The organism is Allofustis seminis DSM 15817 (genome assembly GCF_000374325.1).
Classification (GTDB): Bacteria; Bacillota; Bacilli; order Lactobacillales; family Carnobacteriaceae_A; genus Allofustis; species Allofustis seminis.
On record NZ_KB894082.1, the window covers coordinates 146734 to 170329 of the forward strand.

A 23596-nucleotide genomic window follows, 5' to 3' on the forward strand; every position below is an offset into this window, starting at 1 on the left:
ACAGGGTTGTAGGTTTCCAACCCTGTTCATTTTTTAAGTAAATAAAAAAAGGAGTGAAAAAAATGGCAGAGAAAAAGAAACGTAAAATGCCTAATGCTTTTACGACGCTATTTTTAATTATTATATTTGTTGCAATTATGACCTGGATTATTCCAGCGGGACAATATGAAGTTTTAGAAGATGGTTCTTTTGTACCCGGAACATATCATGTAATTGAATCCAACCCTCAAGGGATTTGGGACGTATTAGCTGCACCATTCTTAGGATTCCTAGGTAACGATCTTACTGATGGAGCGATGGAAGTTGCAATCTTTATCTTATCACTTGGTGGATTCTTAAACGTTGTAACTAAAACAGGCGCAATTGATGCCGGTATTGGACATTTAATTCGTAAAGAAAAAGACAACATTTCCAAATTAATTTGGGTGCTAATGTTTGTCTTTGCACTTGGTGGATCAACATATGGAATGGCAGAAGAAACCATGGCATTCTATCCATTATTAATTCCTATTATGGTTACTGTTGGTATGGACTCACTTGTTGCCGTTGCAGTAGTTCTTGTAGGATCCGGAATGGGAGTTCTTGCAAGTACAGTTAACCCATTTGCTACGGGTATTGCTTCTGACATGGCAGGTGTATCAATGGCAGATGGTATTCTATTACGCGGTATTATGTTAGCAGTATTTTATGTGATTGGTGCGATTTACGTCTCTAGATATGCTAAAAAAGTACAAGCGGATCATACACAGTCATTGATTTATGATAAAATGGAAGAACAGCGAGAAAAATTTAGAGTTAACGAAAATGCTGGAGATTTAAGCAAAAAACAAAAAACAGTTCTTTGGATCTTTGCATTGACATTTGTAATTATGATTGTTGCTCTTATTCCTTGGCCAGATTTATTAGGTGGTCCTTCAATCTTTGATAAAATCCATGATTGGCTACATTCTGTACCATTCTTAGGTGACCTAGTAGGGCGCGATGCTCTACCATTTGGTTCATGGTATCTAGTAGAAATTACCATGTTATTCTTCACTAGTGCAATTATTATTGCATGGGTTTATGGAATTAAAGAAGATGACTTTGTAAACATGTTTTTAGATGGTATGGCTGACTTGTTATCAGTTGCTATGATTTGTGCAATTGCTCGTGGTATTCAAGTAATCATGAACGACGGACAAATTACTGCAACCATCCTATACTGGGGTGAACAAGCACTTTCAGGATTATCTAAAGGTGCATTTACAGCTCTAACCTATATCTTCTACATTCCAATGTCCATCCTAATTCCATCAACCTCTGGACTTGCTGCTGCAACCATGGGTATCATGGCACCATTAGGACAATTTGCAGGCGTTGCTGAACACATTATTATTACTGCTTATCAAAGTGGTGCAGGTATTGTTAACCTAGTAACCCCAACTTCTGGAGTTGTTATGGGTGCTTTAGCTATTGCAGACCTTGACTTAGGTATCTGGCTAAAATTCATGCGTAACTTGCTTGTTATCACATTTGTCGTATCAATTGCATTACTACTTGTCGGAGTATATGTACTATAATTTTTGGCAACAAATTTAACTACTCTACTTTAGTAAAGGATGGTAACTATGCAATACACTTTGACAGCAGCTTATCATGAAGAAGCAGTTAAAACATTAGGTAAAATAATTGCTTATCCTTCTGTTTTGGATGAGAATGCTGAAGGTACACCTTTCGGACAAGATATTTATAATTGCTTGAAAGGGACGCTCGAAATTTGTGAAGAGTTAGGAATGCGCACGTTCATTGATGAAGAAGGCTATTATGGCTATGCTGAAGTGGGCGAAGGAGAAGAAATGTTGGTGGTGCTATGCCACTTAGACGTGGTACCTGTCGGTGATGAATCGGCATGGAAATTCCCGCCATTTGAGCTAACAATTGATGATGACAAACTCTATGGAAGAGGAACGCAAGATGATAAAGGTCCTTCTGTAGCTGCTTTATATTCATTGAAAGCCCTTCGCGATCAAGGAGCAGAACTTAATAAACGTGTACGTTTCGTGTTCGGTACAGATGAAGAAACCTTATGGCGCTGCATGAATCGTTATAATGAAAAAGAAGAGCAAGGAACTTATGGATTTGCTCCTGACTCAGCTTTCCCATTAACATATGCAGAAAAAGGATTGCTTAACGTCTTTTTAGTTGGCCCAGGATCAAAAGAATTTAAGTCGAATAATGATGGCGCATTTAACGTTGTGCCTGAAACGGCTTCTTATTCGGGTGAGCATATTGATGAATTAAAAGCTTTCTTTGAAAAAGATGGAATCAAATTCACTGAAAAAGATGGAGAAATCACTACCATTGGGAAATCTGTTCACTCTAAAGATGCATTTAAAGGCGAAAATGCTTTGACAGATTTGGTCTTAGCTTTAAATGAAGTTTATGACCATCCTGCACTTCAATTCATCACAAAATATTTAAAAGAGAATGTTCATATGACATCACTCTTTGGAGATTTGACAGATGAAATGAGTGGACCATTAACCGTAAACTTCGCAAAATTAATTGTGACAGAAGAAGAAACAAAAATCGCTCTCGATATCCGTATTCCTGTCACTGCTGATAAAGATGATCTTGTCAAAAAATTAGCAGCTGCAGCAAAAGAATATGGACTAGAGTATCAAGAATTTGATTATCTTGCTTCTTTATATGTTCCAAAAGACAGTGAGTTAATTAAAAACTTGCTCGCTGTATATCGTGAATTGACTGGCGATATGTCTGAACCGATGAGTTCAGGCGGTGCAACCTTTGCGCGTACAATGAAAAATTGTGTAGCATTCGGTGCTCGTTTACCAGAAGTTCCTGAAGTGGAACATCAGGTAAATGAAAATATGCCACTCTCAAACTTCTACGATGCAATGGAAATTTATGCACATGCTATTCGAGCACTTGCTGTAAATAACTAAAAAGTTTTTAACTCTGCCTCTTCACATGTTTGTGAAGAAGCAGAGTTTTTTATTTAATCTTTTATAGTTTCTTGTTGAACTAATGAATGAATTATGTATATAATAATATGGTACAGTAAAATAATAAGTATATAATGAGATAAATGAGAGTTTTTCATTTTATAATTCATATGTATACTGGAAAGGATGGAGAGAAAATTATGAATCAAAGAGAATTCATTGCAGAAAGTATATTACCGCATTTGGACGGTGCTCTGGATCGGGAAACTTTAATTAATTTAATCGAAATCCCGACTAATTCTGAATTTGGGGATTTTGCTTTTCCAGTATTTGTATTAGCAAAACATTTTAAAAAATCACCAAATATTATTGCAGAAGAGCTAGTGAAAGAACTGGATCATACAAAATTTGATGAAATTACTGCAGTAGGTCCTTATCTGAACTTTAAGATTGACCGCGCAAAATTTTCTGATGCGGTGATTCACAAAGTTCTTGAAGAAGGATCAGATTACGGGAATGTAGATTTAGGAAAAGGAGGAAATGTTCCGATTGACATGTCCTCACCAAACATTGCTAAACCAATGTCTCTTGGACATTTACGTTCGACTGTAATTGGAGAATCTATTGCACGTATTCAAGAAAAAATTAACTATAATCCTATTCGAATTAACCACTTAGGAGATTGGGGAACACAATTCGGTAAATTAATTGTGGCATATCGTGAATGGGGAGACCCTGAACTTGTTGCAGAGAATCCAATCAAAGAGCTAGTAGAATTATATGTTGAATTCCACATTAAAGCAGAATTGGATCCATCACTTGAAATTAAAGCACGTGAAGTTTTCCGTCAATTGGAAGATCATGAGCCAGAAGTGGAAAGACTTTGGAATTGGTTTAAAGATGAATCCATTAAAGAGTTCGAACGTGTATATGATTTGCTTGATATTAAATTTGACTATCATACTGGTGAATCTTTCTATAACGATAAAATGGATGAAGTTGTCGATGAATTAGCTGAAAAAGGCATTTCTGAAGTAGATGATGGAGCAATCATCGTCAACTTAGATGATGAAGATTTACCACCTGCCTTGATTAAAAAATCGGATGGTGCTTCATTATATCTAACACGTGACTTAGCAACTGCTTATTACCGTAAGAGAACATTTGACTTTACGAAGAGCTTGTATGTTGTTGGTAATGAACAATCGAACCACTTCAAACAGCTAAAAGCTGTTCTTAAAAAATTAGGTCGCGATTGGTCTGATGATATGATTCATATTCCATTCGGCTTGATTACTTTTGAAGGTAAAAAATTGTCAACACGTCATGGAAATACCGTACTTCTTGAAGATGTACTTCAAGAATCCATTAATCTAGCTCACGATTTAATCGAAGAAAAAAATCCAAACTTAGAAAATAAAGATGAAGTTGCACGCAAAGTGGGTGTTGGTGCTGTTGTTTATCACGATTTGAAAAATGATCGTATGAACTCTTTCGACTTTAAATTGGAAGATATCGTTCAATTTGAAGGCGACACTGGCCCATATGTACAATATACCTATTCACGTGCACGTAGCTTAATCGAAAAATATGGTAAAGAAATTAATCGTGAACATATGCTTTCATTAACTGATGACTATAGCTGGCAAGTGATTAAAGCGATTCAAGACTACGAACGTAATATTATTCGTGCAGCAAATGAATATGAACCATCAATTATTGCAAAATATGTGATGGAATTGGCAAGAACATTTAACAAGTACTATGGAAATGTGAAAATTCTTGAAGATAATGATGAACTTGAAGCACGTATTGCTTTAGTTGAAGCAACTTCAATTGTTCTCAAAGATGCACTAAGACTCCTTGCAATTGAGACAGCGGAAAATATGTAGTATTTTTTCTCAACTGAATTGAACAAGGGAGGTTGAGTAATGAACCGTGACGTTGATTTGTACATGGAAGAAATCGCACGCTATGATTTTTTTAAGCGATTTAGTCAAGCGCAATTAAACCAAATTATCTCGCAATCGATTTATCATCAATATGAAAAAAACCAAGTGTTATTTTTTCATGGCGATCCAGCACGCGATTATTTCTTCTTGTTAAAAGGAGCAATTCGTCTAGAAAAATCGGATGCATCGGGAGAGTATTTGTTCCAGGATTATATTAAAGAAGGGACGTTCTTTCCATACAGTTTGATGTTCAATGAACGAACCTATCCTTACACGGGTTATTCCTTGACCCCGGTCGATTTAATGTTAATTCCTAAGGATTTGCTTGAAAAAAATGTGGTCGATAATCAGGCACAACTGCTTTATATGTATCAAGAAATGGCAGAGGTGTTAGAATTTCAAGAGAAAAGACTGCAATTTACGACCAACTCAAGTGCATATAATCGTGTGATTGTATCACTTGCCATTTGGGTCCGTGATATGAGTCGTCCCATGATTGTTGAAGATCGTACACTCAAAGTTATTCCATATCCATTAACAATTAATGAATTGGCAATTACAGCAGGCACTACACGTGAGACTGCTGGGAAAGTAGTACGCGATTTAACTGAAGAAAACTTGATTGATTTTAGTCGTAAGAAAATAGTTATCTATGATGAAGACTATTTTATGAATTTTTTCCTTTAACTAAAAAAAGCCGGTCTTTCTATAGGCATTAAATTTTCATATTGAGAATTTCTATGTATGGAGGCTGGTTTTTTTATTTTGACTGGCACACGATGCTATTAAAAAATTGAAAAGATAAAGAGGTGCAATCTATGGAAAAAACAAATCAAAAAGAATTAATAAAAGAAAAAATAGTTTCGTTGCTTCAAATTGCGGTTGGCTCCTTTGTGACGGCAGTAGCGTTTCAAGTATTTATTTTGCCGAACAATATCATTTTTGGGGGCGTAACAAGTTTGTCCATTATTTTAAATGCACTATTTGGATGGACACCAGCGATGATACAATATTTGATTAATATTCCATTGATTGTTCTTTTTTATTTGACTGCTGGTAAAACAATGGCGAGTCGTACAGTACTAGGTAGCTTATTGGTGCCATTTTTTGTGTCATTAATTTCACATTGGGGACCTTGGACGCATGATCCATTACTTGCTGCCGTTTATGGGGGTGCAGTGACTGGTATTGGAAGTGGTCTAGTATTTAAAGCAAGTGCTTCTACAGGTGGTACAAGTATTATTGCTCATATTATTCATAAATTTTTTGATGTTTCACTAGGTATGGGGACATTGATTATTGATGGATTTGTTATTGTGGCTGGATTTTTAACATTTAATTTGGAGTCTATTTTGTTGGGGATTTTAGCGCTATTTATTTTGTCGCGTGTCATCGATGTGATGATGTCTGGATCGAATGTCTACAAAAATGTTATGGTCGTATCTAATCGTTCAATGGAAATTCGTCGCGAGATTATTTCGAATTTCGACCGTGGCGTAACTCAATTTGAAGCGCGCGGTGGCTTTAATCTAGAGAAAAAACAAGTCTTGATGATTGTCATTCAGGAACGTCAATTCCGTACATTGGAAGAAATTATTATGGAAATTGATGAGAATGCTTTTATCGTGGTCATGCCAGCAAGTCGTGTCTTAGGTCGCGGATTCTCGCTTGATAAATTCATGACGACACTCGCTGAACCGCAGTGGACATATGGTGATGAATTGGATGAAGAAGAGCGCTTGAATTAAAGCTTTTGATTGACGAAACGTTAAAAATTTAATATGATAATAAAGTATGTGAGGACATGCTCATAATAAGTGCGACATCCAGAGACAGAAATCATAAGGTGCGAGATTTCTGGCGATCTTTTATGAGTGCTCCCTTACTCAACATGCAAGGGAACTTGCCGCTTGCCTGCGTTATAAGGTTTTAAGAGGTAATGAGATATCTACAATGAGGAGATAAATCATTACAAGTAGGGTGGTACCGCGATTGTCGTCCCTAGTTGTAATGGTTTATCTTTTTAATTTTTTAAGACAAACAGGAGGAAAGACACTATGAAACAATTATCCAGTTCTGAAATTAGACAGATGTTTCTCGATTTTTTCGAAAGCAAACAACATAAAGTAATGCCAAGTGCATCACTTGTTCCAGTAGAAGATCCGACCCTTTTATGGATTAACTCGGGTGTTGCAACCTTAAAAAAATACTTTGATGGAACAATTGAGCCCGACAATCCACGTATGACAAATTCACAAAAAAGTATTCGCACCAATGATATTGAAAATGTAGGACTGACTGCACGTCACCATACATTTTTTGAAATGCTCGGAAATTTCTCTATTGGTGACTATTTTAAAACTGAAGCAATTCATTGGGCATGGGAATTTTTGACTTCAAAAGAGTGGCTCGCGCTGGATCCTGAAAAGTTATATATTACGATTTATCCAGAAGATAGTGAGGCACGTCGTATTTGGGAGGAAGAAATTGGAGTCCCTGTAGATCATGTAGTAGAAGAAGAAGGCAACTTTTGGCAAATTGGACTAGGCCCCTGTGGACCGAATACCGAAATCTTTTATGATCGTGGTCAAGAAATGAATAATTTACCAGAAGATGATCCTGAAAGCTATCCAGGGGGAGAAAATGAACGTTGGGTCGAAATTTGGAACTTAGTATTCTCACAATATAACCATTTAGAAGATGGAAGTTATGAACCTCTTCCAAATAAAAATATTGATACGGGAATGGGACTTGAACGTGTGGTGTCCATCATTCAAAATGCAAAGACAAACTTTGAGACGGATTTATTCTTGCCAATTATTCATCAGTTGGAAGAAATTACAGGGGTCTCATATGAAGATGATGATGAAACACAAGTTAGTTTTAAAGTGATTGCCGATCATATTCGTGCAGTTACTTTTGCGATAGCAGATGGAGCACTTCCTTCAAATGAAGGTCGCGGTTATGTTTTGCGCCGATTAATTCGCCGCGCTATTATGCATGCGCACAAGCTAGGTTTGGATCGTCCATTTTTAGCTGAATTGGTTCCAACGATTGGCGAAATGATGGGAGATTTTTATCCGAATGTTGTAACGCAGCGTGATTTTATCATGCAGGTGCTTGAGCGTGAAGAAGTCCGATTCCATGAAACGATCGCAGAAGGTATGGATCATTTGGAATCAATCTTTGAATTATTAAAAGAACAACATGAACAAATGATCAGTGGTGCAGATGCATTCTTACTTTATGATACTTATGGTTTCCCAATTGAATTAACCGAGGAATATGCCCATGAACAAGGGTTTGAAGTAGATTTGGATGCCTTTAAAGTGGAAATGGAAAAACAGCGAGAAAGAGCACGCAATGCGCGTTCTGATGAAGGCTCAATGCAAGTTCAGTCCGATATCTTTAATCAAGTGACGATAGAAAGTGATTTTATCGGTTATGATCATTTAGAAGCAGTAAGTGCTTTAACATTTATTGTAGAAGGTGGACAATTCAAGCAACAAGTAGAAAAAGATATCAATGCTCAACTTATTTTTGAAAAGACACCTTTTTATGCTGAAAGTGGTGGACAAATTGGCGATACAGGTATTATCTTTGATCAGAATGAGTGCCCTGTTGCAGAAGTGCTTGATGTGAAAAAATCACCAAATGGCGCACCACTTCATTATGTGAAAGTTCTAAGACCGCTAACAGTAGGTCAGCAGTATCATCTGGTTGTAAATCATTTAGCGCGTGAATTGACCATGCGTAACCATACGGCGACGCATTTGCTGCATGAAGCATTGCAAGAAATAGTCGGGAAACATGCAACACAAGCAGGATCATTAGTTGCACCAGAACATTTACGCTTTGACTTTACCCATTTTGCACCACTAACAGATGAAGAAATTGAACGAATTGAACAACTTGTGAATGAGAAAATTTGGGAAAATATTCCAGTCATCATAAGTGAGCATTCCTTTGCTGAAGCTAAAAAAATGGGAGCGATGGCTCTTTTTGGTGAAAAATATGGTGATATTGTGCGTGTCGTTCAAATTTCCGATTTTAGCACGGAACTTTGTGGGGGAACTCATGTTAAATCAACGGGAGATATTGGCATATTTAAGATTGTTTCTGAGACAGGAATTGGAGCAGGAACTCGCCGCATTACGGCTGTAACAAGTCAAGGTGCCTTACAGTGGTTAGAGCAACAAATTGGGTACTTAGATCAAGTAAAAGATACTTTGCATGTGAAAACTCGGAGTGAGGTCCCGCACCGTATGGAACAATTGCAAAATGAATTAAAAGAGTTGAAGCAAGAAAATGATTCACTTTTTGCTAAATTGGCAAATCAAGAATTGGCAGGAATTTTTGAAGCGGTAGAAGAAGTAGGAGCATTTACTTTGATTGCTGCTCAAGTTGATGCAAAAGAAATGGAACAATTACGCCAAATGTCTGATGAATGGAAGCAAAAACAAGCATCGGATGTTTTAGTCTTGGCATTTGCAAATGATGGAAAAGTTAATTTGCTCGTTGCAACGAATGACCACGCCAATGAGGCAGGTATTTCAGCAAATGAACTAATTAAAGCCATCTCAAAACCAATTCGAGGTGGCGGAGGCGGTCGTGCTCAATTAGCTCAAGCTGGTGGTAAAAACCCTTCTGGAATTGCTGATGCTTTCCGCTTAGCACAAGAATATCTAAAAGAAAAACAATCCGAATAAGAGATGACGCAACATCTTTACATATTGCATATGACCTTTATATTTCAGCAATGTAGGGATGTTGCGTATTTTTGATGCAATGTGTTAATCATTTGTTTGAAACATAACGCTATTTTGGGTAGAATGATGTTTAGGAGAATAATATTTTGTGAAAAGTTTGGAGGATGGCAATGGATAAAAATGAACATACCATGCGCTATGATGCAGAAGCTTTTAAAAAACGAGAAGTTGCTGAAACGTTGAAATTAGTGTATCAGGCATTAGAAGAAAAAGAATATAATCCGATCAACCAAATTGTGGGTTATCTACTTTCTGGAGACCCGGCCTATATTCCACGTCATAATGATGCCCGTAATGCAATTCGCCGTCATGAACGAGATGAAATTATCGAAGAACTTGTTCGCAATTATCTGGAAAAATAATGAGAACGATTGGATTAGATGTTGGAACGCACACTGTCGGAGTGGCAGTAAGCGACCCGCTAGGTTGGATTGCGCAAGGTCTTGAAACGATAAAAATTGATGAATCCGCAAAAGATTATGGTTTTGAACGTCTGGGCGAGATTATAAAAGCACAAGATGTCGATACCATCGTCATCGGATTGCCGCTTAATATGAATGGCACGAAAGGACCGCGCGCAGAAGCTTCACAGCTTTATGGACGAATGATGGAAGAAAAATGGCCTAATTTAACGATTACTTATATGGATGAACGTCTGACTACCGTACAAGCGGAACGTCTTATGATTGAAAAAGGTAATGTTCGCCGCAATAAAAGGAAAAAAGTGATCGATAAGATGGCTGCAACACTTATTTTACAAAATTACTTGGATCGAAAATCTATTTAAAGGAGTTCACAAATGACACATGAACATGAACACGATCATGAGCATGACTATATTACGCTCATTGATGAAGATGGCAATGAAGAATTATATACAATTTTGCTTACATTCCATTCCGATGAATTTGAAAAAGAATATGTTTTAGTTTACCCTGCTAGCGAAAGTATTGATGAAGAAGGCGTAGAAGTTTCTGCTTTTAGTTATGAAGAGACAGAAGACGAAGAGGGCGGACAACTATTTCCAATCGAAACAGATGAAGAATGGGACATGGTAGAAGAAGTTCTCGGCGCCTTCATTGAAGAAGAGGACGAAGAATAAAATATTACATAAATAATAGTGCTTGCTTAGAATTTAAATATATCTATGCCAGCACTTTTATTTTGCACTTTTAGACCAGCGCTTTGTGAGCCTTTTATTTAAGAGAATGTGTAGTTATTTTATCGCGGCTTCAAATTTTTGAAAAAATTATGTATAATACAGAAAGTAATGAGAAAGAAGTGAAAGTATGCCTGGAAAACAGATGAAATCTAAAAAGATACAGACAACGTTTTTAAAAATATTTATCCTCCTTGTCGGTATCATTGCCGGTAGTTTTTTTTATGTACATCATCAATTATCACCTGTCAATGCACATGATGACCAAGTACAGACGATCGAAATTCCTACTGGTGCAACACGTGCAGACATTGCCGATCTTTTAAAACAAAAAGGACTAATTCGTTCCGCATTCATCTTTCAATATTATGTACGATTTGCGGCCGACGCTTCAAAATTTAATGCAGGTCTTTATGACATAGCACCCTCGATGAGTGCCAAAGATATTGCACATTTGTTGGAAGAAGGGCAATCAAAAGAAGCTTATCAAGCACGTCTAATTATTCGTGAAGGTGTTGATATAGAGGAGATTGCTGATCTTTTAGAAAAAGAAACGCGTTTTTCTAAAAAAGAATTTATGGCAACAATTCAAGATCCAGCCTTTATTTCGCAGTTAGTCGATAAATATCCTCAATTATTAAAAGAAACATCTGAAAAAACAGATACGCGTTACATTTTAGAAGGTTACTTATTCCCTAAAACTTATCTGATCACTGTGGACACGACACTTGAAGGGTTGATTGATGAAATGGTGCATCAGTCTCAGCTTATTTTCGAAAAATATCAGACTCAATTTGCAAATAGTCAGCAATCAATTCATGAGATTTTTACGTTGGCTTCTTTAATTGAACGTGAGGCAGTGCATGATGAAGATCGTGCACGCATTAGTGGGGTGTTTTATAATCGCTTGAAAGAAAGTATGCCACTACAAACAGATGTTAGTGTTATTTATGCTTTAGGTACACATAAAACATATATCACATTGGAAGATATTGAAGTAGATTCCCCTTACAATACATATAAGAATCTAGGACTTATGCCTGGACCAGTCAACAATCCGTCAGAATCAGCGATTGTTGCGGCGCTGGAGCCTGAATCGAATGATTATTTATACTTTTTAGCTGATATTAAAACGGGAAATGTTTATTTCTCAAAAACGTATGAAGAACATATGGAATACCAAAAAAAATATGTTCCAAGTGAAGCACCAAAAGATAATGAATAAGAAGCATGCAAAGGGGATTAAGATGAATACAAAAATGCATTCCAGACCAATTATTATCGGAGTTGCCGGAGGAAGTGGTAGCGGAAAAACGACCGTCGCTCGCAGTATTTTAGAAAGTTTCAATGGGAAATCGATCATGGTCTTGGAACATGATTCCTATTATAAAGATCAAAGTCATTTAGCATTTGAAGAACGACTAAAAACAAACTATGATCATCCGCTTGCTTTTGATACGGATTTATTAATTGATCATCTAAAAAAGTTGTTGCGCTATGAGGCCATTGATGTACCTGTTTATGATTATAAGCGCCATACTAGAAGTAATGAGATTGAACATAAAGAACCAAAAGATGTCATTATTTTGGAAGGTATTTTGATTTTAGAAGATCAAAAGTTACGCGATTTAATGGACATTAAAATTTATGTCCATACCGATGATGATATTCGAATTGTTCGCCGCATTAAGCGCGATATGCAAGAAAGAGGGCGCTCATTGGATTCTGTCATCCAGCAGTATTTGACGGTTGTTAAGCCGATGCATGAAGAATTTGTTGAGCCAAGTCGAAAATATGCTGATGTTATCTTTCCAGAAGGAGGCTACAATGAGGTGGCACTGGACCTTATACAGACGAAGATTCAAGCGATTTTCGATAAAAGAAATGATGAATGAATAAAACCTTTACAAAGCGATAAGTTCATGCTATTCTATGGACACGTAAAATAAAACGAACAGAAGTGCCACCAGCACATGGTGGTTTCTTTATTTATAAGTTATAAGAAAAATGTGGAGTGAAAATCATGGTAGAAGAAAAAACTTATCCAATGACAGTTGAAGGGCGTGACAAGCTCGAGGCAGAATTGGAAGAGTTAAAAACAGTAAAAAGAAAAGAAGTGGTCGAACGCATTAAAGTGGCGCGTGGTTTTGGCGATTTAAGCGAAAACTCGGAATATGATTCAGCCCGCGAAGAACAAGCCTTTGTGGAAGGCCGCATTCAAAAAATTGAAAATATGTTACTCAATGCGGAAATTATCGACCAAAGCCAATATACAGACGGCGAAGTAACCTTGGGAAGAACAGTGCGTTTCAAAGAGCTTCCTGATGGTTATGAAGAAACATATACCATTGTCGGTGAAGCAGAAGCGGATCCATTTGAGGGTAGAATTTCAAATAAATCGCCGATTGCTGTCGCATTAATAGGTAAAAAACAAGGCGATCAAGTCGAAATTAATACGCCAGGTGGCGCGATGAAAGTGGAAATATTAGAAGTAACCAATAACTAATGGAGTTCAAAACTCTCTGCCTTTTAGGTATGAGAGTTTTTTTGTTGCAAAGTCGGTCTTTTGACTGATTTTCTATCTTGGATATGTTAATTTATAGGGCAATCCCGTATACTTAAAAAGGAAAAGATAAAATAAAAGAGGGCTTCCAATGAAAAATAAAAGAAAAATCATTATCCTAATACTGCTCGCTTTTTTATTTGGTTATGAAACGCTTGTTCAGCCGGGCATAGGCATTCAAATGGTCTTAGGTGCTGCACTTATTTTATGGCGCAATGATCTTTTTAAAGATTCTCCAGGCTATGGGTGGGGATTTGGGTTATTACTCATTACTGTAGCCATTTTATCGACACAGTTTGGCTGGCTTTTGATCGGGGTCGTGTTGGTGGTGTTGCTCGGTAAAAATCAAAGCATTTTAAATTCAATGCGAGATATTTGGGAACAACGCAATGAAATAACAGATCATGAATATATTGCAGTAGAATTCCAAAAAGGGGATAAAATGTCACCGCAATTCAAAAAGCAAGAATTGTTCGGTGAATATGAAGAAGGTATGGCACAGTCTTATGAATGGGAAGATATGAATCTTGTCAAAATTGCTGGAACAACGATTATCGATTTAGGGAACACGATTTTGCCAATTGGAGATAATACAGTTGTTGTAAATCAATGGTTTGGAACCGTTAAATTTATCGTGCCAAAAGGTGTCAATGTATCGCTAGATGTGAGTTATATTTATGGAAATTATGTTTTAGATGGTGTTCCCCTTCAAGTGCGGAGCGAAAATATTAAATGGAAAACAAAAGAATTTGCTACATCACCGCGCCGAGTAAAAATTTTTGTTAATGGGATTGTTGGTCGTTTGGAGGTTGTTTTTATATGAGACATAATAAAAATCAATTTCTAAAGACATTCATTCCCTTTTGGAGCATCATTGCACTTGTGCCAATTGTATTGGCTTCAAGTTATTATATGATGACCAAGCAATATTTTGATGAGAGCGTTATTCTTATTTGGTTTTTTATCTCATTTTTTGTAAGCTTTATTTTGACAATTTTTCAGATTATGCGCGAACGCTATACACTTCGCCAGATCAAATTAGCATTACAGCTTCTCATTTCGGGAAATTATTCGGCTAATTTATTTTTGAAGATGTTTTCAACGGATGAACCAGACCAAATTTCAAGTTTATTTGATCATCTTTTTATGCAGCTACACGAAAAAATGTCGTTGATGGCTGCACAAGTTGTTCAAACGAGTCAATATTCATCAACAATTGATGGGCAAACGCGCGAAGATATTGTAAAAGAAGAACGTCAGCGCATTGCACGTGAACTGCATGATTCTGTTAGTCAGCAATTATTTGCGGCCTCTATGTTGCTTTCTGCATTACGTGAAAATGAAGAAAATTTTCCGCCACTTTATCAAAAGCAACTGGAGATGATTGAACAGACTATTCATGAGTCGCAGTCGGAGATGCGTGCCTTGCTACTTCATTTACGGCCAACATTGCTTGATGGAAAGACATTAAAGCAAGGAATTGAATATTTGTTAAAAGAATTATCAACAAAGGTTCCTCTCCATTTGAATTATACAATTGAGGAAGTAACATTATCGCCAACGATTGAAGATCACTTATTTCGAGTGGTTCAAGAGTTATTGTCGAATGTGTTACGCCATGCACATGCTAATTATTTGGAAGTATATTTACTGCACTCAGATGAACAAGTCGTGCTACGTATGATAGATGATGGTAAAGGATTTAATCCCCACGAGAAGAAACCTGGCAGCTTTGGTTTGACCAATATCCAAGAACGTGTCGAAAGTATTGGCGGCAATATGCGTGTCATTTCTTTCCCGAATCAAGGCACCCATATAGAAATCAAAATCCCATTAACGATTGGAGGAATTGAACGTGATTCAACTTATGATAGTCGATGACCATCAAATGGTTCGCATGGGCTTAGTGGGCTATTTTTCATTGCAAGATGATATAAATGTTGTTGCTGAAGCAGAAAATGGACAGCAAGGAGTAGAAAAGGCGTTTGAATTACGTCCGGACATTATTTTGATGGATTTAGTCATGGATGGAATGGACGGTATTGAAGCGACTCAAGAAATATTAAAACAGTGGCCAGAAGCTAAGATTGTTATTCTAACGAGCTTTATTGATGATGAAAAAGTCTACCCTGCAATGGCTGCTGGTGCAAGTGGCTACATCTTAAAGACCTCAAGTGCAGCTGAAATTGCAGAAGCTGTGCGCAAGACATTCTATGGTAATGCGGTCATTGAAGAAGAAGTCAGTGAAAAATTAAGACAAAAATCAGAATATGAACGAGTCTATCATCTACGCGATGATTTAACCAATCGCGAACTTGAAGTTCTATCACTTATTGCAGAAGGAAAATCAAATCAAGAAATTGCAGATGAATTATTTATTACGCTTAAGACAGTAAAAACGCATGTTTCAAATATCTTATTCAAACTTGAAGTACAAGATCGCACGCAAGCAGCGATTTATGCATTGAAGCAAGGCCTTTTTGAGCAATAAAGGAATCTTCTGTGTGCGATAAAATGAATAAATAAAAAAGTTGCTAACATTAGTGTTAGCGACTTTTTTTATTTTAAAAATAGCATAAAAATCTAGTTATCCGCATAAAAACTGGACTTATCACACTTTATCAAGGTCAAAACCACTCAATTTACTACTAATTTACTACTTATGAATGAGCTTTGATACGACGATTTATCCTTGAAAAGTGAAGATATAAAGATACTTCCAATAAAATTTGAATATTTAATAGGTAGACACTTCAAAAAATGAGGTGTCTATTTTTTTACCCGATTTTGAAAGGAAGTGAACTTATGAAAACAAAAAATCAAGAATCAAAAGGTCGTTCCCCACTCTTTAAGACCATCAAACATTCATTCAGCCAATAAAAAAGAAAGGATAGGTAAAAATATGGAACTTAAATTTGTGATTCCCAACATGGAAAAAACATTCGGCAATTTAGAATTTGCTGGCGAGGATAAAGTCGTTCAGCGAAGAATCAACGGACGGCTAACTGTCTTATCAAGAAGCTATAATCTCTATTCTGATGTTCAAAGAGCAGATGATATTGTGGTGGTGCTTCCTGCTGAAGCTGGCGAAAAACATTTCGGCTTTGAGGAACGTGTGAAGTTAGTCAATCCACGTATTACCGCAGAGGGCTACAAAATCGGCACTCGTGGTTTTACAAATTACCTTTTACATGCTGACGACATGATAAAAGAATAAAGAAAGAGAGGAAAAATGATGAGATTAGCAAATGGCATTGTATTAGATAAAGACACGACTTTTGGAGAATTGAAATTCTCTGCTCTACGTCGTGAAGTGAGAATCCAAAATGAAGACGGGTCGGTTTCAGATGAAATCAAGGAACGTACCTATGACTTAAAATCCAAAGGACAAGGACGCATGATTCAAGTAAGTATTCCTGCCAGCGTGCCTTTGAAAGAGTTTGATTATAACGCACGGGTGGAACTTATCAATCCCATTGCGGACACCGTTGCTACTGCCACCTATCAAGGAGCAGATGTTGACTGGTATATCAAGGCAGACGATATTGTGCTGACAAAGGATTCTAGTTCATTCAAAGCTCAACCACAAGCAAAGAAAGAACCGACACAAGACAAATAGTCGCTAGGTAGAAAGGAGACTTTTTCGCATGAAACAGCGTGGTAAAAGGATTCGCCCATCTGGTAAAGATTTAGTCTTTCATTTTACGATAGCGTCACTCCTGCCTGTTTTCCTGCTGGTTGTCGGACTGTTTCATGTGAAGACAATCCAGCAGATCAACTGGCAGGATTTTAACCTATCACAAGCAGATAAGATTGACATTCCCTATTTAATTATCAGTTTCAGTGTCGCAATTCTTATCTGCTTGCTGGTAGCGTTTGTATTCAAACGGGTTCGCTATGATACGGTTAAACAACTTTACCACCGTCAAAAACTGGCAAAGATGATACTTGAAAACAAGTGGTATGAATCTGAACAGGTCAAAACAGAGGGTTTCTTTAAAGATAGTGCTGGTCGTACAAAGGAAAAGATAACCTACTTCCCTAAAATGTATTATCGACTTAAAAATGGCTTGATACAGATACGGGTGGAAATCACGCTGGGAAAATATCAAGACCAACTCTTACACTTGGAAAAGAAATTAGAGAGTGGCTTGTACTGTGAGCTGACGGATAAAGAGTTAAAGGATTCCTATGTGGAATATACTTTGCTCTATGACACCATAGCCAGTCGTATTTCTATTGATGAAGTAGAAGCTAAAGATGGTAAACTTCGCTTAATGAAAAACGTATGGTGGGAATATGATAAGCTCCCTCATATGTTGATTGCTGGTGGTACAGGTGGCGGTAAAACTTACTTTATACTGACACTGATTGAAGCCTTGCTTCATACAGATTCAAAACTGTATATTCTTGACCCGAAAAATGCTGACCTTGCGGACTTAGGTTCTGTGATGGCAAATGTCTACTATAGAAAAGAAGACTTGCTTTCTTGCATTGAAACATTCTATGAAGAAATGATGAAACGTAGTGAGGAAATGAAGCAGATGAAGAACTATAAGACTGGCAAAAATTATGCTTACTTAGGTCTCCCGGCACACTTCTTAATCTTTGATGAATACGTCGCTTTCATGGAAATGCTGGGAACAAAAGAAAACACCGCAGTTATGAATAAGCTGAAACAGATTGTCATGTTAGGTCGTCAAGCTGGCTTCTTTCTAATACTGGCTTGTCAACGTCCAGACGCAAAATATTTAGGCGACGGAATCCGTGATCAGTTTAATTTCAGAGTGGCTTTAGGTCGTATGTCTGAAATGGGCTATGGCATGATGTTTGGCAGTGACGTACAAAAGGATTTCTTCTTAAAGCGAATCAAAGGTCGTGGCTATGTTGATGTAGGAACAAGTGTCATATCAGAGTTTTATACTCCCCTTGTACCAAAAGGATATGATTTCTTGGAGGAAATTAAAAAGTTATCCAACAGCAGACAGTCCACGCAGGCGACGTGCGAAGCGGAAGTCGCAGGTGTGGACTGATCTTGCTGGCTGGTGTGGCAATAGCCACGCCAGCACTTAACCCCCCGTATCTAACAGGGGGGTACAAATCGACAGGAAACAGTCAAAAAAACATTAGAAAATCCTTTGGTTACAAGGGATTTACAAAATTTCAGCGTATGTCAAATGGGCTTTAAAAGTTGACATACGCCTTTTTGATTGGAGGGATTTTTACTGAATGAACAAACTTGGTTACAGCATTTAAAAGAAAAACGCTTGGCTTATGGACTATCTCAAAACCGTTTAGCTGTTGCGACTGGTATTACAAGGCAGTATCTAAGCGATATTGAAACAGGAAAAGTCAAGCCATCAGAGGATTTACAGCAGTCCCTTTGGGAAGCTCTGGAACGCTTCAATCCCGACGCTCCCCTTGAAATGCTGTTTGATTATGTAAGGATTCGCTTTCCGACAACAGACGTACAGCAGGTGGTCGAAAACATCTTACAACTGAAACTGTCCTATTTTCTTCATGAGGACTATGGTTTCTATTCTTATTCAGAGCATTATGCTTTAGGCGACATATTCGTCCTTTGCTCCCATGAACTGGACAAAGGAGTTCTGGTGGAATTGAAAGGTCGTGGGTGCAGACAATTTGAAAGCTATCTTCTGGCACAACAAAGAAGCTGGTATGAGTTCTTTATGGACGTTTTGGTGGCTGGCGGTGTGATGAAACGCCTTGACCTTGCCATTAACGATAAGACAGGGATTTTGAATATCCCTGTACTCACTGAAAAGTGCCAACAGGAAGAATGTATCTCCGTCTTCCGCAGTTTTAAAAGCTATCGCAGTGGCGAACTGGTACGCAAAGAGGAAAAGGAATGTATGGGAAACACCCTCTATATCGGTTCATTACAAAGTGAAGTTTATTTCTGTATCTATGAAAAGGACTACGAGCAGTACAAGAAAAATGATATTCCCATTGAAGACGCAGAAGTAAAAAACCGTTTTGAGATTCGATTGAAAAATGAGCGTGCCTATTATGCAGTCCGTGATTTACTCGTCTATGACAATCCAGAGCATACCGCCTTTAAAATTATCAATCGGTATATCCGTTTTGTAGATAAAGACGATTCCAAACCTCGTTCTGATTGGAAACTGAATGAAGAATGGGCTTGGTTTATTGGGAACAATCGTGAACGATTAAAACTAACCACAAAACCAGAGCCTTACTCCTTCCAAAGGACGCTGAACTGGCTATCTCATCAAGTTGCCCCGACCTTAAAGGTTGCGATTAAACTTGATGAAATCAACCAGACGCAGGTTGTAAAAGACATTCTCGACCATGCGAAACTGACAGACCGACACAAGCAGATTTTGAAGCAACAGTCAGTAAAAGAACAGGACGTGATAACAACAAAAAAATAACTCAAATACAAATTCATTGAATATAGAGAGGAGAACATTTTTATGAATTTTGGACAAAACCTTTATAACTGGTTTCTATCAAACGCTCAATCACTGGTGCTTTTAGCAATCGTTGTGATTGGCTTGTATCTTGGCTTCAAGCGTGAGTTTAGCAAACTGATTGGCTTTTTAATTATTGCGATTATTGCGGTTGGCTTAGTCTTCAACGCTGCTGGAGTAAAAGACATTTTACTAGAGCTATTCAATCGCATTATTGGTGCTTAAATAAAACCGTTCTTTTGTGGAATATAAGTGGTTTTCTTATGTTCCGCAAAGGAATGGTACACCAAACGAAGTGCGGTAGGGATTTTTGAATCTCTACAAAGAAAGGACGTGAATATATGGACGATATGCAAGTCTATATTGCGAATTTAGGCAAATACAATGAGGGCGAATTGGTCGGTGCGTGGTTTACCTTTCCCATTGACTTTGAGGAAGTCAAAGAGAAAATCGGCTTGAATGATGAATATGAGGAATACGCCATTCATGACTACGAGTTACCCTTTACGGTTGACGAATACACTTCCATTGGCGAACTCAATCGACTATGGGAAATGGTATCGGAATTACCCGAAGAATTACAATCGGAGCTATCTGCTCTGCTCACTCATTTTTCAAGCATTGAAGAACTAAGCGAACATCAAGAGGATATTATCATTCATTCCGATTGTGATGATATGTATGACGTGGCACGCTACTACATTGAAGAAACGGGTGCTTTAGGCGAAGTACCAGCTAGTCTTCAAAACTATATTGATTATCAAGCCTATGGTCGGGATTTAGACCTTTCAGGAACGTTTATCTCAACCAATCATGGGATTTTTGAAATCGTCTATTAAATCTGTCGGTACATTACTACTGGCAGATTTTCTATTTTACGGGGTGGCTCAATCAGCTACCCCTATTTTTTATGAAAGGATTGATTACATGAAGAAAATACGAAGCTATACCAGTATCTGGTCTGTGGAAAAGGTACTGTATTCTATCAATGATTTTAGACTTCCGTTTCCCATAACCTTTACGCAAATGACATGGTTTGTCGTGTCACTCTTTGCAGTGATGATACTTGGCAACTTGCCCCCTCTTTCCATGATAGAGGGAGCATTTCTCAAATACTTTGGGATTCCTGTGGCTTTCACATGGTTTATGTCTACAAAAACTTTTGATGGTAAAAAGCCTTATGGATTTTTGAAGTCTGTCATTGCTTATGCACTGCGACCAAAGCTGACCTATGCAGGAAAAAAAGTAACGCTTGGCAGAAACCAGCCACAAGAAGCCATTACAGCAGTTAGGAGTGAATTTTATGGCATATCCAATTAAATACATTGAAAACAATCTCGTCTGGAATAAAGACGGGGAATGTTATGCTTACTATGAGCTTGTTCCTTACAATTACTCATTTCTAAGTCCAGAACAGAAAATACAAGTGCATGATTCTTTCAGACAGCTTATCGCACAAAATCGTGATGGCAAAATTCATGCTTTACAAATCAGTACAGAATCCAGCATACGTTCTGCACAAGAGCGTTCCAAAAATGAAGTCACTGGCAAGCTCAAAGCGGTTGCCTATGACAAAATCGACCAACAGACAGACGCTTTAATATCCATGATTGGCGAAAATCAAGTGAACTACCGTTTCTTTATCGGCTTTAAGTTGCTTCTCAACGATCAGGAGTTTTCTATGAAAAGTCTTACCGTTGAAGCAAAAAATGCTTTGTCTGATTTTGTCTATGATGTGAACCATAAGCTGATGGGCGATTTTGTTAGTATGAGTAATGATGAAATCCTGCGTTTTCAGAAGATGGAAAAGCTCTTAGAAAATAAAATCTCTCGTCGTTTCAAAATCCGCAGGTTAGATAAGGACGACTTCGGCTATCTGATTGAACACCTTTACGGACAGACAGGCACTGCCTATGAAGAGTATGAGTACCATCTATCAAAGAAAAAGCTGGATAATGAAACGCTGATTAAATACTATGACTTGATTAAGCCTACTCGCTGTTTGGTGGAAGAAAAACAGCGATATTTGAAAATCCAGCAGGAAGATGAAACCGTCTATGTAGCTTACTTTACCATTAACAGCATTGTCGGAGAACTGGACTTCCCGTCCTCTGAAATCTTCTACTACCAGCAACAGCAATTTACATTCCCGATTGATACGTCAATGAATGTGGAAATTGTAGCGAATCGTAAAGCCCTATCTACTGTCCGCAATAAAAAGAAAGAACTGAAAGACTTGGATAACCACGCTTGGCAAAGTGATAATGAAACCAGCTCCAATGTGGCGGAAGCTCTGGAAAGTGTGAATGAGCTGGAAACCAATTTAGACCAAAGCAAGGAATCTATGTACAAGCTGTCTTATGTGGTAAGGGTATCAGCAAATGATCTTGACGAACTCAAACGTCGTTGTAATGAAGTGAAAGATTTTTATGACGATTTAAGCGTAAAACTGGTACGACCATTTGGGGATATGCTCGGCTTACATGAAGAATTTTTACCTGCCAGCAAGCGTTATATGAATGATTATATTCAATACGTGACCTCTGATTTCCTCGCTGGTTTAGGTTTTGGTGCTACTCAAATGCTGGGGGAAAATGAGGGGATTTATGTTGGCTACAGCTTAGATACTGGACGCAATGTCTATCTGAAACCTGCTCTTGCCAGTCAAGGGGTTAAGGGTTCAGTAACCAATGCGTTAGCGTCGGCTTTTGTTGGTTCGCTGGGTGGTGGTAAATCCTTTGCGAATAACCTTATCGTCTATTATGCGGTGCTTTATGGGGCACAAGCAGTGATTGTAGACCCAAAAGCAGAACGTGGCAGATGGAAAGAAACCTTGCCAGAGATTTCCCATGAAATCAATATCGTCACTCTGACTTCTGATGAGAAAAACAAAGGCTTACTTGACCCTTATGTGATTATGAAAAATCCCAAAGATTCTGAATCACTGGCTATTGATATTCTGACATTCCTTACGGGGATTTCCTCTCGTGACGGGGAACGCTTCCCAATCCTTAGAAAAGCCATTCGTGCAGTAACCAATAGTGAAGTACGAGGGTTGATGAAAGTGATTGAGGAATTACGGGTTGAGAATACGCCACTAAGTACCAGTATAGCCGACCATATCGAAAGTTTTACAGACTATGACTTTGCACATTTATTATTCAGTAATGGTTATGTGGAGCAGTCTATCAGCTTAGAAAAACAACTGAACATTATACAGGTTGCGGACTTGGTACTTCCCGACAAGGAAACTTCCTTTGAGGAATATACCACTATGGAGCTTTTATCCGTTGCTATGCTGATTGTCATTAGTACCTTTGCTTTAGACTTTATCCATACAGACCGAAGCATTTTCAAGATTGTAGATTTAGACGAAGCATGGAGCTTTTTACAGGTAGCACAAGGAAAAACAATATCTATGAAGCTGGTTCGGGCTGGTCGTGCTATGAACGCTGGGGTATATTTCGTGACCCAAAATACAGACGACCTCTTAGATGAAAAACTGAAAAATAACCTCGGCTTAAAATTTGCATTTCGTTCCACTGACCTTAACGAGATTAAAAAGACCTTAGCCTTTTTTGGTGTAGACCCAGAGGACGAAAACAATCAGAAGCGATTGCGTGATTTGGAAAACGGGCAATGCCTTATCAGTGATTTATATGGTCGTGTCGGTGTGATACAGTTCCACCCTGTATTTGAAGAACTGCTCCATGCCTTTGATACCAGACCACCTGTGCGAAAAGAGGTGTAAAT

23 protein-coding genes are annotated in these 23596 nt (G+C 37.9%); all 23 read left to right on the plus strand.

Translation table 11 applies throughout. The features are described from left to right. Positions 1 to 62: 62 nt before the first annotated feature. Positions 63 to 1559: a YfcC family protein gene (locus tag C231_RS0104795; RefSeq protein ID WP_018659505.1), complete on the plus strand. Its 1497-nt coding sequence runs from the start codon at positions 63 to 65 to the stop codon at positions 1557 to 1559. A gap of 48 nt (positions 1560 to 1607) precedes the next feature. Next, positions 1608 to 2945, plus strand: coding sequence for a M20 family metallopeptidase (locus C231_RS0104800; RefSeq protein WP_018659506.1), 1338 nt, complete (start codon positions 1608 to 1610; stop codon positions 2943 to 2945). 200 nt (positions 2946 to 3145) lie between these two features. Beyond that, positions 3146 to 4837, plus strand: a complete 1692-nt coding sequence (gene argS / locus C231_RS0104805; protein ID WP_018659507.1) for an arginine--tRNA ligase — start codon at positions 3146 to 3148, stop codon at positions 4835 to 4837. Between the two features lie 39 nt (positions 4838 to 4876). Further along, positions 4877 to 5584, plus strand: a complete 708-nt coding sequence (locus C231_RS0104810) for a Crp/Fnr family transcriptional regulator (RefSeq protein ID WP_018659508.1) — start codon at positions 4877 to 4879, stop codon at positions 5582 to 5584. Between the two features lie 131 nt (positions 5585 to 5715). After that, the gene (locus C231_RS0104815; RefSeq protein WP_018659509.1) at positions 5716 to 6645 is read left to right on the plus strand and encodes a YitT family protein; all 930 of its coding nucleotides are present in this window, start codon (positions 5716 to 5718) and stop codon (positions 6643 to 6645) included. Positions 6646 to 6954: 309 nt separating this feature from the next. Next, positions 6955 to 9606 carry an alanine--tRNA ligase gene (gene alaS / locus C231_RS0104820; RefSeq protein ID WP_018659510.1) on the plus strand — a complete coding sequence of 884 codons (2652 nt, stop codon included), beginning with the start codon at positions 6955 to 6957 and terminating at the stop codon, positions 9604 to 9606. A 170-nt stretch (positions 9607 to 9776) separates the two neighbouring features. Then, on the plus strand, positions 9777 to 10028 hold the full coding sequence (locus C231_RS0104825) for an IreB family regulatory phosphoprotein (protein ID WP_018659511.1): 252 nt from the start codon (positions 9777 to 9779) through the stop codon (positions 10026 to 10028). Further along, entirely contained in the window at positions 10028 to 10453 is a 426-nt protein-coding gene (gene ruvX, locus C231_RS0104830) for a Holliday junction resolvase RuvX (RefSeq protein ID WP_018659512.1), read from the plus strand. The genes C231_RS0104825 and ruvX overlap by 1 nt, the downstream gene beginning before the upstream one ends. Positions 10454 to 10465: 12 nt before the next feature. After that, entirely contained in the window at positions 10466 to 10768 is a 303-nt protein-coding gene (locus C231_RS0104835) for a DUF1292 domain-containing protein (RefSeq protein ID WP_018659513.1), read from the plus strand. A 187-nt stretch (positions 10769 to 10955) separates the two neighbouring features. Beyond that, positions 10956 to 12050, plus strand: coding sequence for an endolytic transglycosylase MltG (gene mltG, locus C231_RS07865; RefSeq protein ID WP_018659514.1), 1095 nt, complete (start codon positions 10956 to 10958; stop codon positions 12048 to 12050). Positions 12051 to 12072: 22 nt separating this feature from the next. Beyond that, a complete protein-coding gene (gene udk / locus C231_RS0104845; RefSeq protein WP_018659515.1) occupies positions 12073 to 12720 on the plus strand; it encodes a uridine kinase in 648 nt (215 codons plus the stop codon). Positions 12721 to 12848: 128 nt separating this feature from the next. Beyond that, positions 12849 to 13331, plus strand: coding sequence for a transcription elongation factor GreA (gene greA / locus C231_RS0104850; protein ID WP_018659516.1), 483 nt, complete (start codon positions 12849 to 12851; stop codon positions 13329 to 13331). 148 nt (positions 13332 to 13479) lie between these two features. Further along, positions 13480 to 14211 (plus strand): cell wall-active antibiotics response protein LiaF, encoded by a 732-nt coding sequence (liaF, locus tag C231_RS0104855; RefSeq protein ID WP_018659517.1) that lies wholly within the window; start codon positions 13480 to 13482, stop codon positions 14209 to 14211. Continuing rightward, complete coding sequence (locus tag C231_RS07870) at positions 14208 to 15269, plus strand: sensor histidine kinase (RefSeq protein ID WP_018659518.1); 1062 nt, start codon at positions 14208 to 14210, stop codon at positions 15267 to 15269. Before liaF ends, C231_RS07870 begins: the two co-directional genes overlap by 4 nt. Beyond that, positions 15244 to 15879, plus strand: coding sequence for a response regulator transcription factor (locus tag C231_RS0104865; protein ID WP_018659519.1), 636 nt, complete (start codon positions 15244 to 15246; stop codon positions 15877 to 15879). Before C231_RS07870 ends, C231_RS0104865 begins: the two co-directional genes overlap by 26 nt. Before the next feature lie 411 nt (positions 15880 to 16290). Next, the gene (locus C231_RS0104870; protein WP_000420682.1) at positions 16291 to 16605 is read left to right on the plus strand and encodes a YdcP family protein; all 315 of its coding nucleotides are present in this window, start codon (positions 16291 to 16293) and stop codon (positions 16603 to 16605) included. Positions 16606 to 16620: 15 nt separating this feature from the next. Continuing rightward, the gene (locus tag C231_RS0104875) at positions 16621 to 17007 is read left to right on the plus strand and encodes a YdcP family protein (protein WP_000985015.1); all 387 of its coding nucleotides are present in this window, start codon (positions 16621 to 16623) and stop codon (positions 17005 to 17007) included. Between the two features lie 28 nt (positions 17008 to 17035). After that, positions 17036 to 18421 carry an FtsK/SpoIIIE domain-containing protein gene (locus C231_RS0104880; RefSeq protein ID WP_000813488.1) on the plus strand — a complete coding sequence of 462 codons (1386 nt, stop codon included), beginning with the start codon at positions 17036 to 17038 and terminating at the stop codon, positions 18419 to 18421. A 177-nt stretch (positions 18422 to 18598) separates the two neighbouring features. Beyond that, positions 18599 to 19804: a MobT family relaxase gene (gene mobT / locus C231_RS0104885; RefSeq protein WP_000398284.1), complete on the plus strand. Its 1206-nt coding sequence runs from the start codon at positions 18599 to 18601 to the stop codon at positions 19802 to 19804. 42 nt (positions 19805 to 19846) lie between these two features. Continuing rightward, positions 19847 to 20068, plus strand: a complete 222-nt coding sequence (locus C231_RS0104890) for a hypothetical protein (RefSeq protein WP_001009056.1) — start codon at positions 19847 to 19849, stop codon at positions 20066 to 20068. Positions 20069 to 20184: 116 nt separating this feature from the next. Next, the gene (locus C231_RS0104895; RefSeq protein WP_000342539.1) at positions 20185 to 20682 is read left to right on the plus strand and encodes an antirestriction protein ArdA; all 498 of its coding nucleotides are present in this window, start codon (positions 20185 to 20187) and stop codon (positions 20680 to 20682) included. An 88-nt stretch (positions 20683 to 20770) separates the two neighbouring features. Next, positions 20771 to 21163 carry a conjugal transfer protein gene (locus tag C231_RS0104900; RefSeq protein ID WP_000723888.1) on the plus strand — a complete coding sequence of 131 codons (393 nt, stop codon included), beginning with the start codon at positions 20771 to 20773 and terminating at the stop codon, positions 21161 to 21163. After that, the gene (gene tcpF / locus C231_RS0104905; RefSeq protein WP_018659520.1) at positions 21147 to 23594 is read left to right on the plus strand and encodes a conjugal transfer ATPase TcpF; all 2448 of its coding nucleotides are present in this window, start codon (positions 21147 to 21149) and stop codon (positions 23592 to 23594) included. Before C231_RS0104900 ends, tcpF begins: the two co-directional genes overlap by 17 nt. Positions 23595 to 23596 lie beyond the last annotated feature (2 nt).

Coding starts and splice junctions, on each gene's coding strand:
- C231_RS0104795 (WP_018659505.1), top strand. CDS start 63: ATGGCAGAGAAAAAGAAACGTAAAATGCCTAATGCTTTTACGACGCTA.
- C231_RS0104890 (WP_001009056.1), top strand. CDS start 19,847: ATGAATTTTGGACAAAACCTTTATAACTGGTTTCTATCAAACGCTCAA.
- liaF (WP_018659517.1), top strand. CDS start 13,480: ATGAAAAATAAAAGAAAAATCATTATCCTAATACTGCTCGCTTTTTTA.
- ruvX (WP_018659512.1), top strand. CDS start 10,028: ATGAGAACGATTGGATTAGATGTTGGAACGCACACTGTCGGAGTGGCA.
- C231_RS0104825 (WP_018659511.1), top strand. CDS start 9,777: ATGGATAAAAATGAACATACCATGCGCTATGATGCAGAAGCTTTTAAA.
- C231_RS0104835 (WP_018659513.1), top strand. CDS start 10,466: ATGACACATGAACATGAACACGATCATGAGCATGACTATATTACGCTC.
- C231_RS0104870 (WP_000420682.1), top strand. CDS start 16,291: ATGGAACTTAAATTTGTGATTCCCAACATGGAAAAAACATTCGGCAAT.
- mltG (WP_018659514.1), top strand. CDS start 10,956: ATGCCTGGAAAACAGATGAAATCTAAAAAGATACAGACAACGTTTTTA.
- C231_RS0104895 (WP_000342539.1), top strand. CDS start 20,185: ATGGACGATATGCAAGTCTATATTGCGAATTTAGGCAAATACAATGAG.
- C231_RS0104810 (WP_018659508.1), top strand. CDS start 4,877: ATGAACCGTGACGTTGATTTGTACATGGAAGAAATCGCACGCTATGAT.
- C231_RS0104815 (WP_018659509.1), top strand. CDS start 5,716: ATGGAAAAAACAAATCAAAAAGAATTAATAAAAGAAAAAATAGTTTCG.
- C231_RS0104800 (WP_018659506.1), top strand. CDS start 1,608: ATGCAATACACTTTGACAGCAGCTTATCATGAAGAAGCAGTTAAAACA.
- alaS (WP_018659510.1), top strand. CDS start 6,955: ATGAAACAATTATCCAGTTCTGAAATTAGACAGATGTTTCTCGATTTT.
- C231_RS0104880 (WP_000813488.1), top strand. CDS start 17,036: ATGAAACAGCGTGGTAAAAGGATTCGCCCATCTGGTAAAGATTTAGTC.
- C231_RS0104900 (WP_000723888.1), top strand. CDS start 20,771: ATGAAGAAAATACGAAGCTATACCAGTATCTGGTCTGTGGAAAAGGTA.
- udk (WP_018659515.1), top strand. CDS start 12,073: ATGAATACAAAAATGCATTCCAGACCAATTATTATCGGAGTTGCCGGA.
- tcpF (WP_018659520.1), top strand. CDS start 21,147: ATGGCATATCCAATTAAATACATTGAAAACAATCTCGTCTGGAATAAA.
- argS (WP_018659507.1), top strand. CDS start 3,146: ATGAATCAAAGAGAATTCATTGCAGAAAGTATATTACCGCATTTGGAC.
- C231_RS0104875 (WP_000985015.1), top strand. CDS start 16,621: ATGATGAGATTAGCAAATGGCATTGTATTAGATAAAGACACGACTTTT.
- C231_RS07870 (WP_018659518.1), top strand. CDS start 14,208: ATGAGACATAATAAAAATCAATTTCTAAAGACATTCATTCCCTTTTGG.
- greA (WP_018659516.1), top strand. CDS start 12,849: ATGGTAGAAGAAAAAACTTATCCAATGACAGTTGAAGGGCGTGACAAG.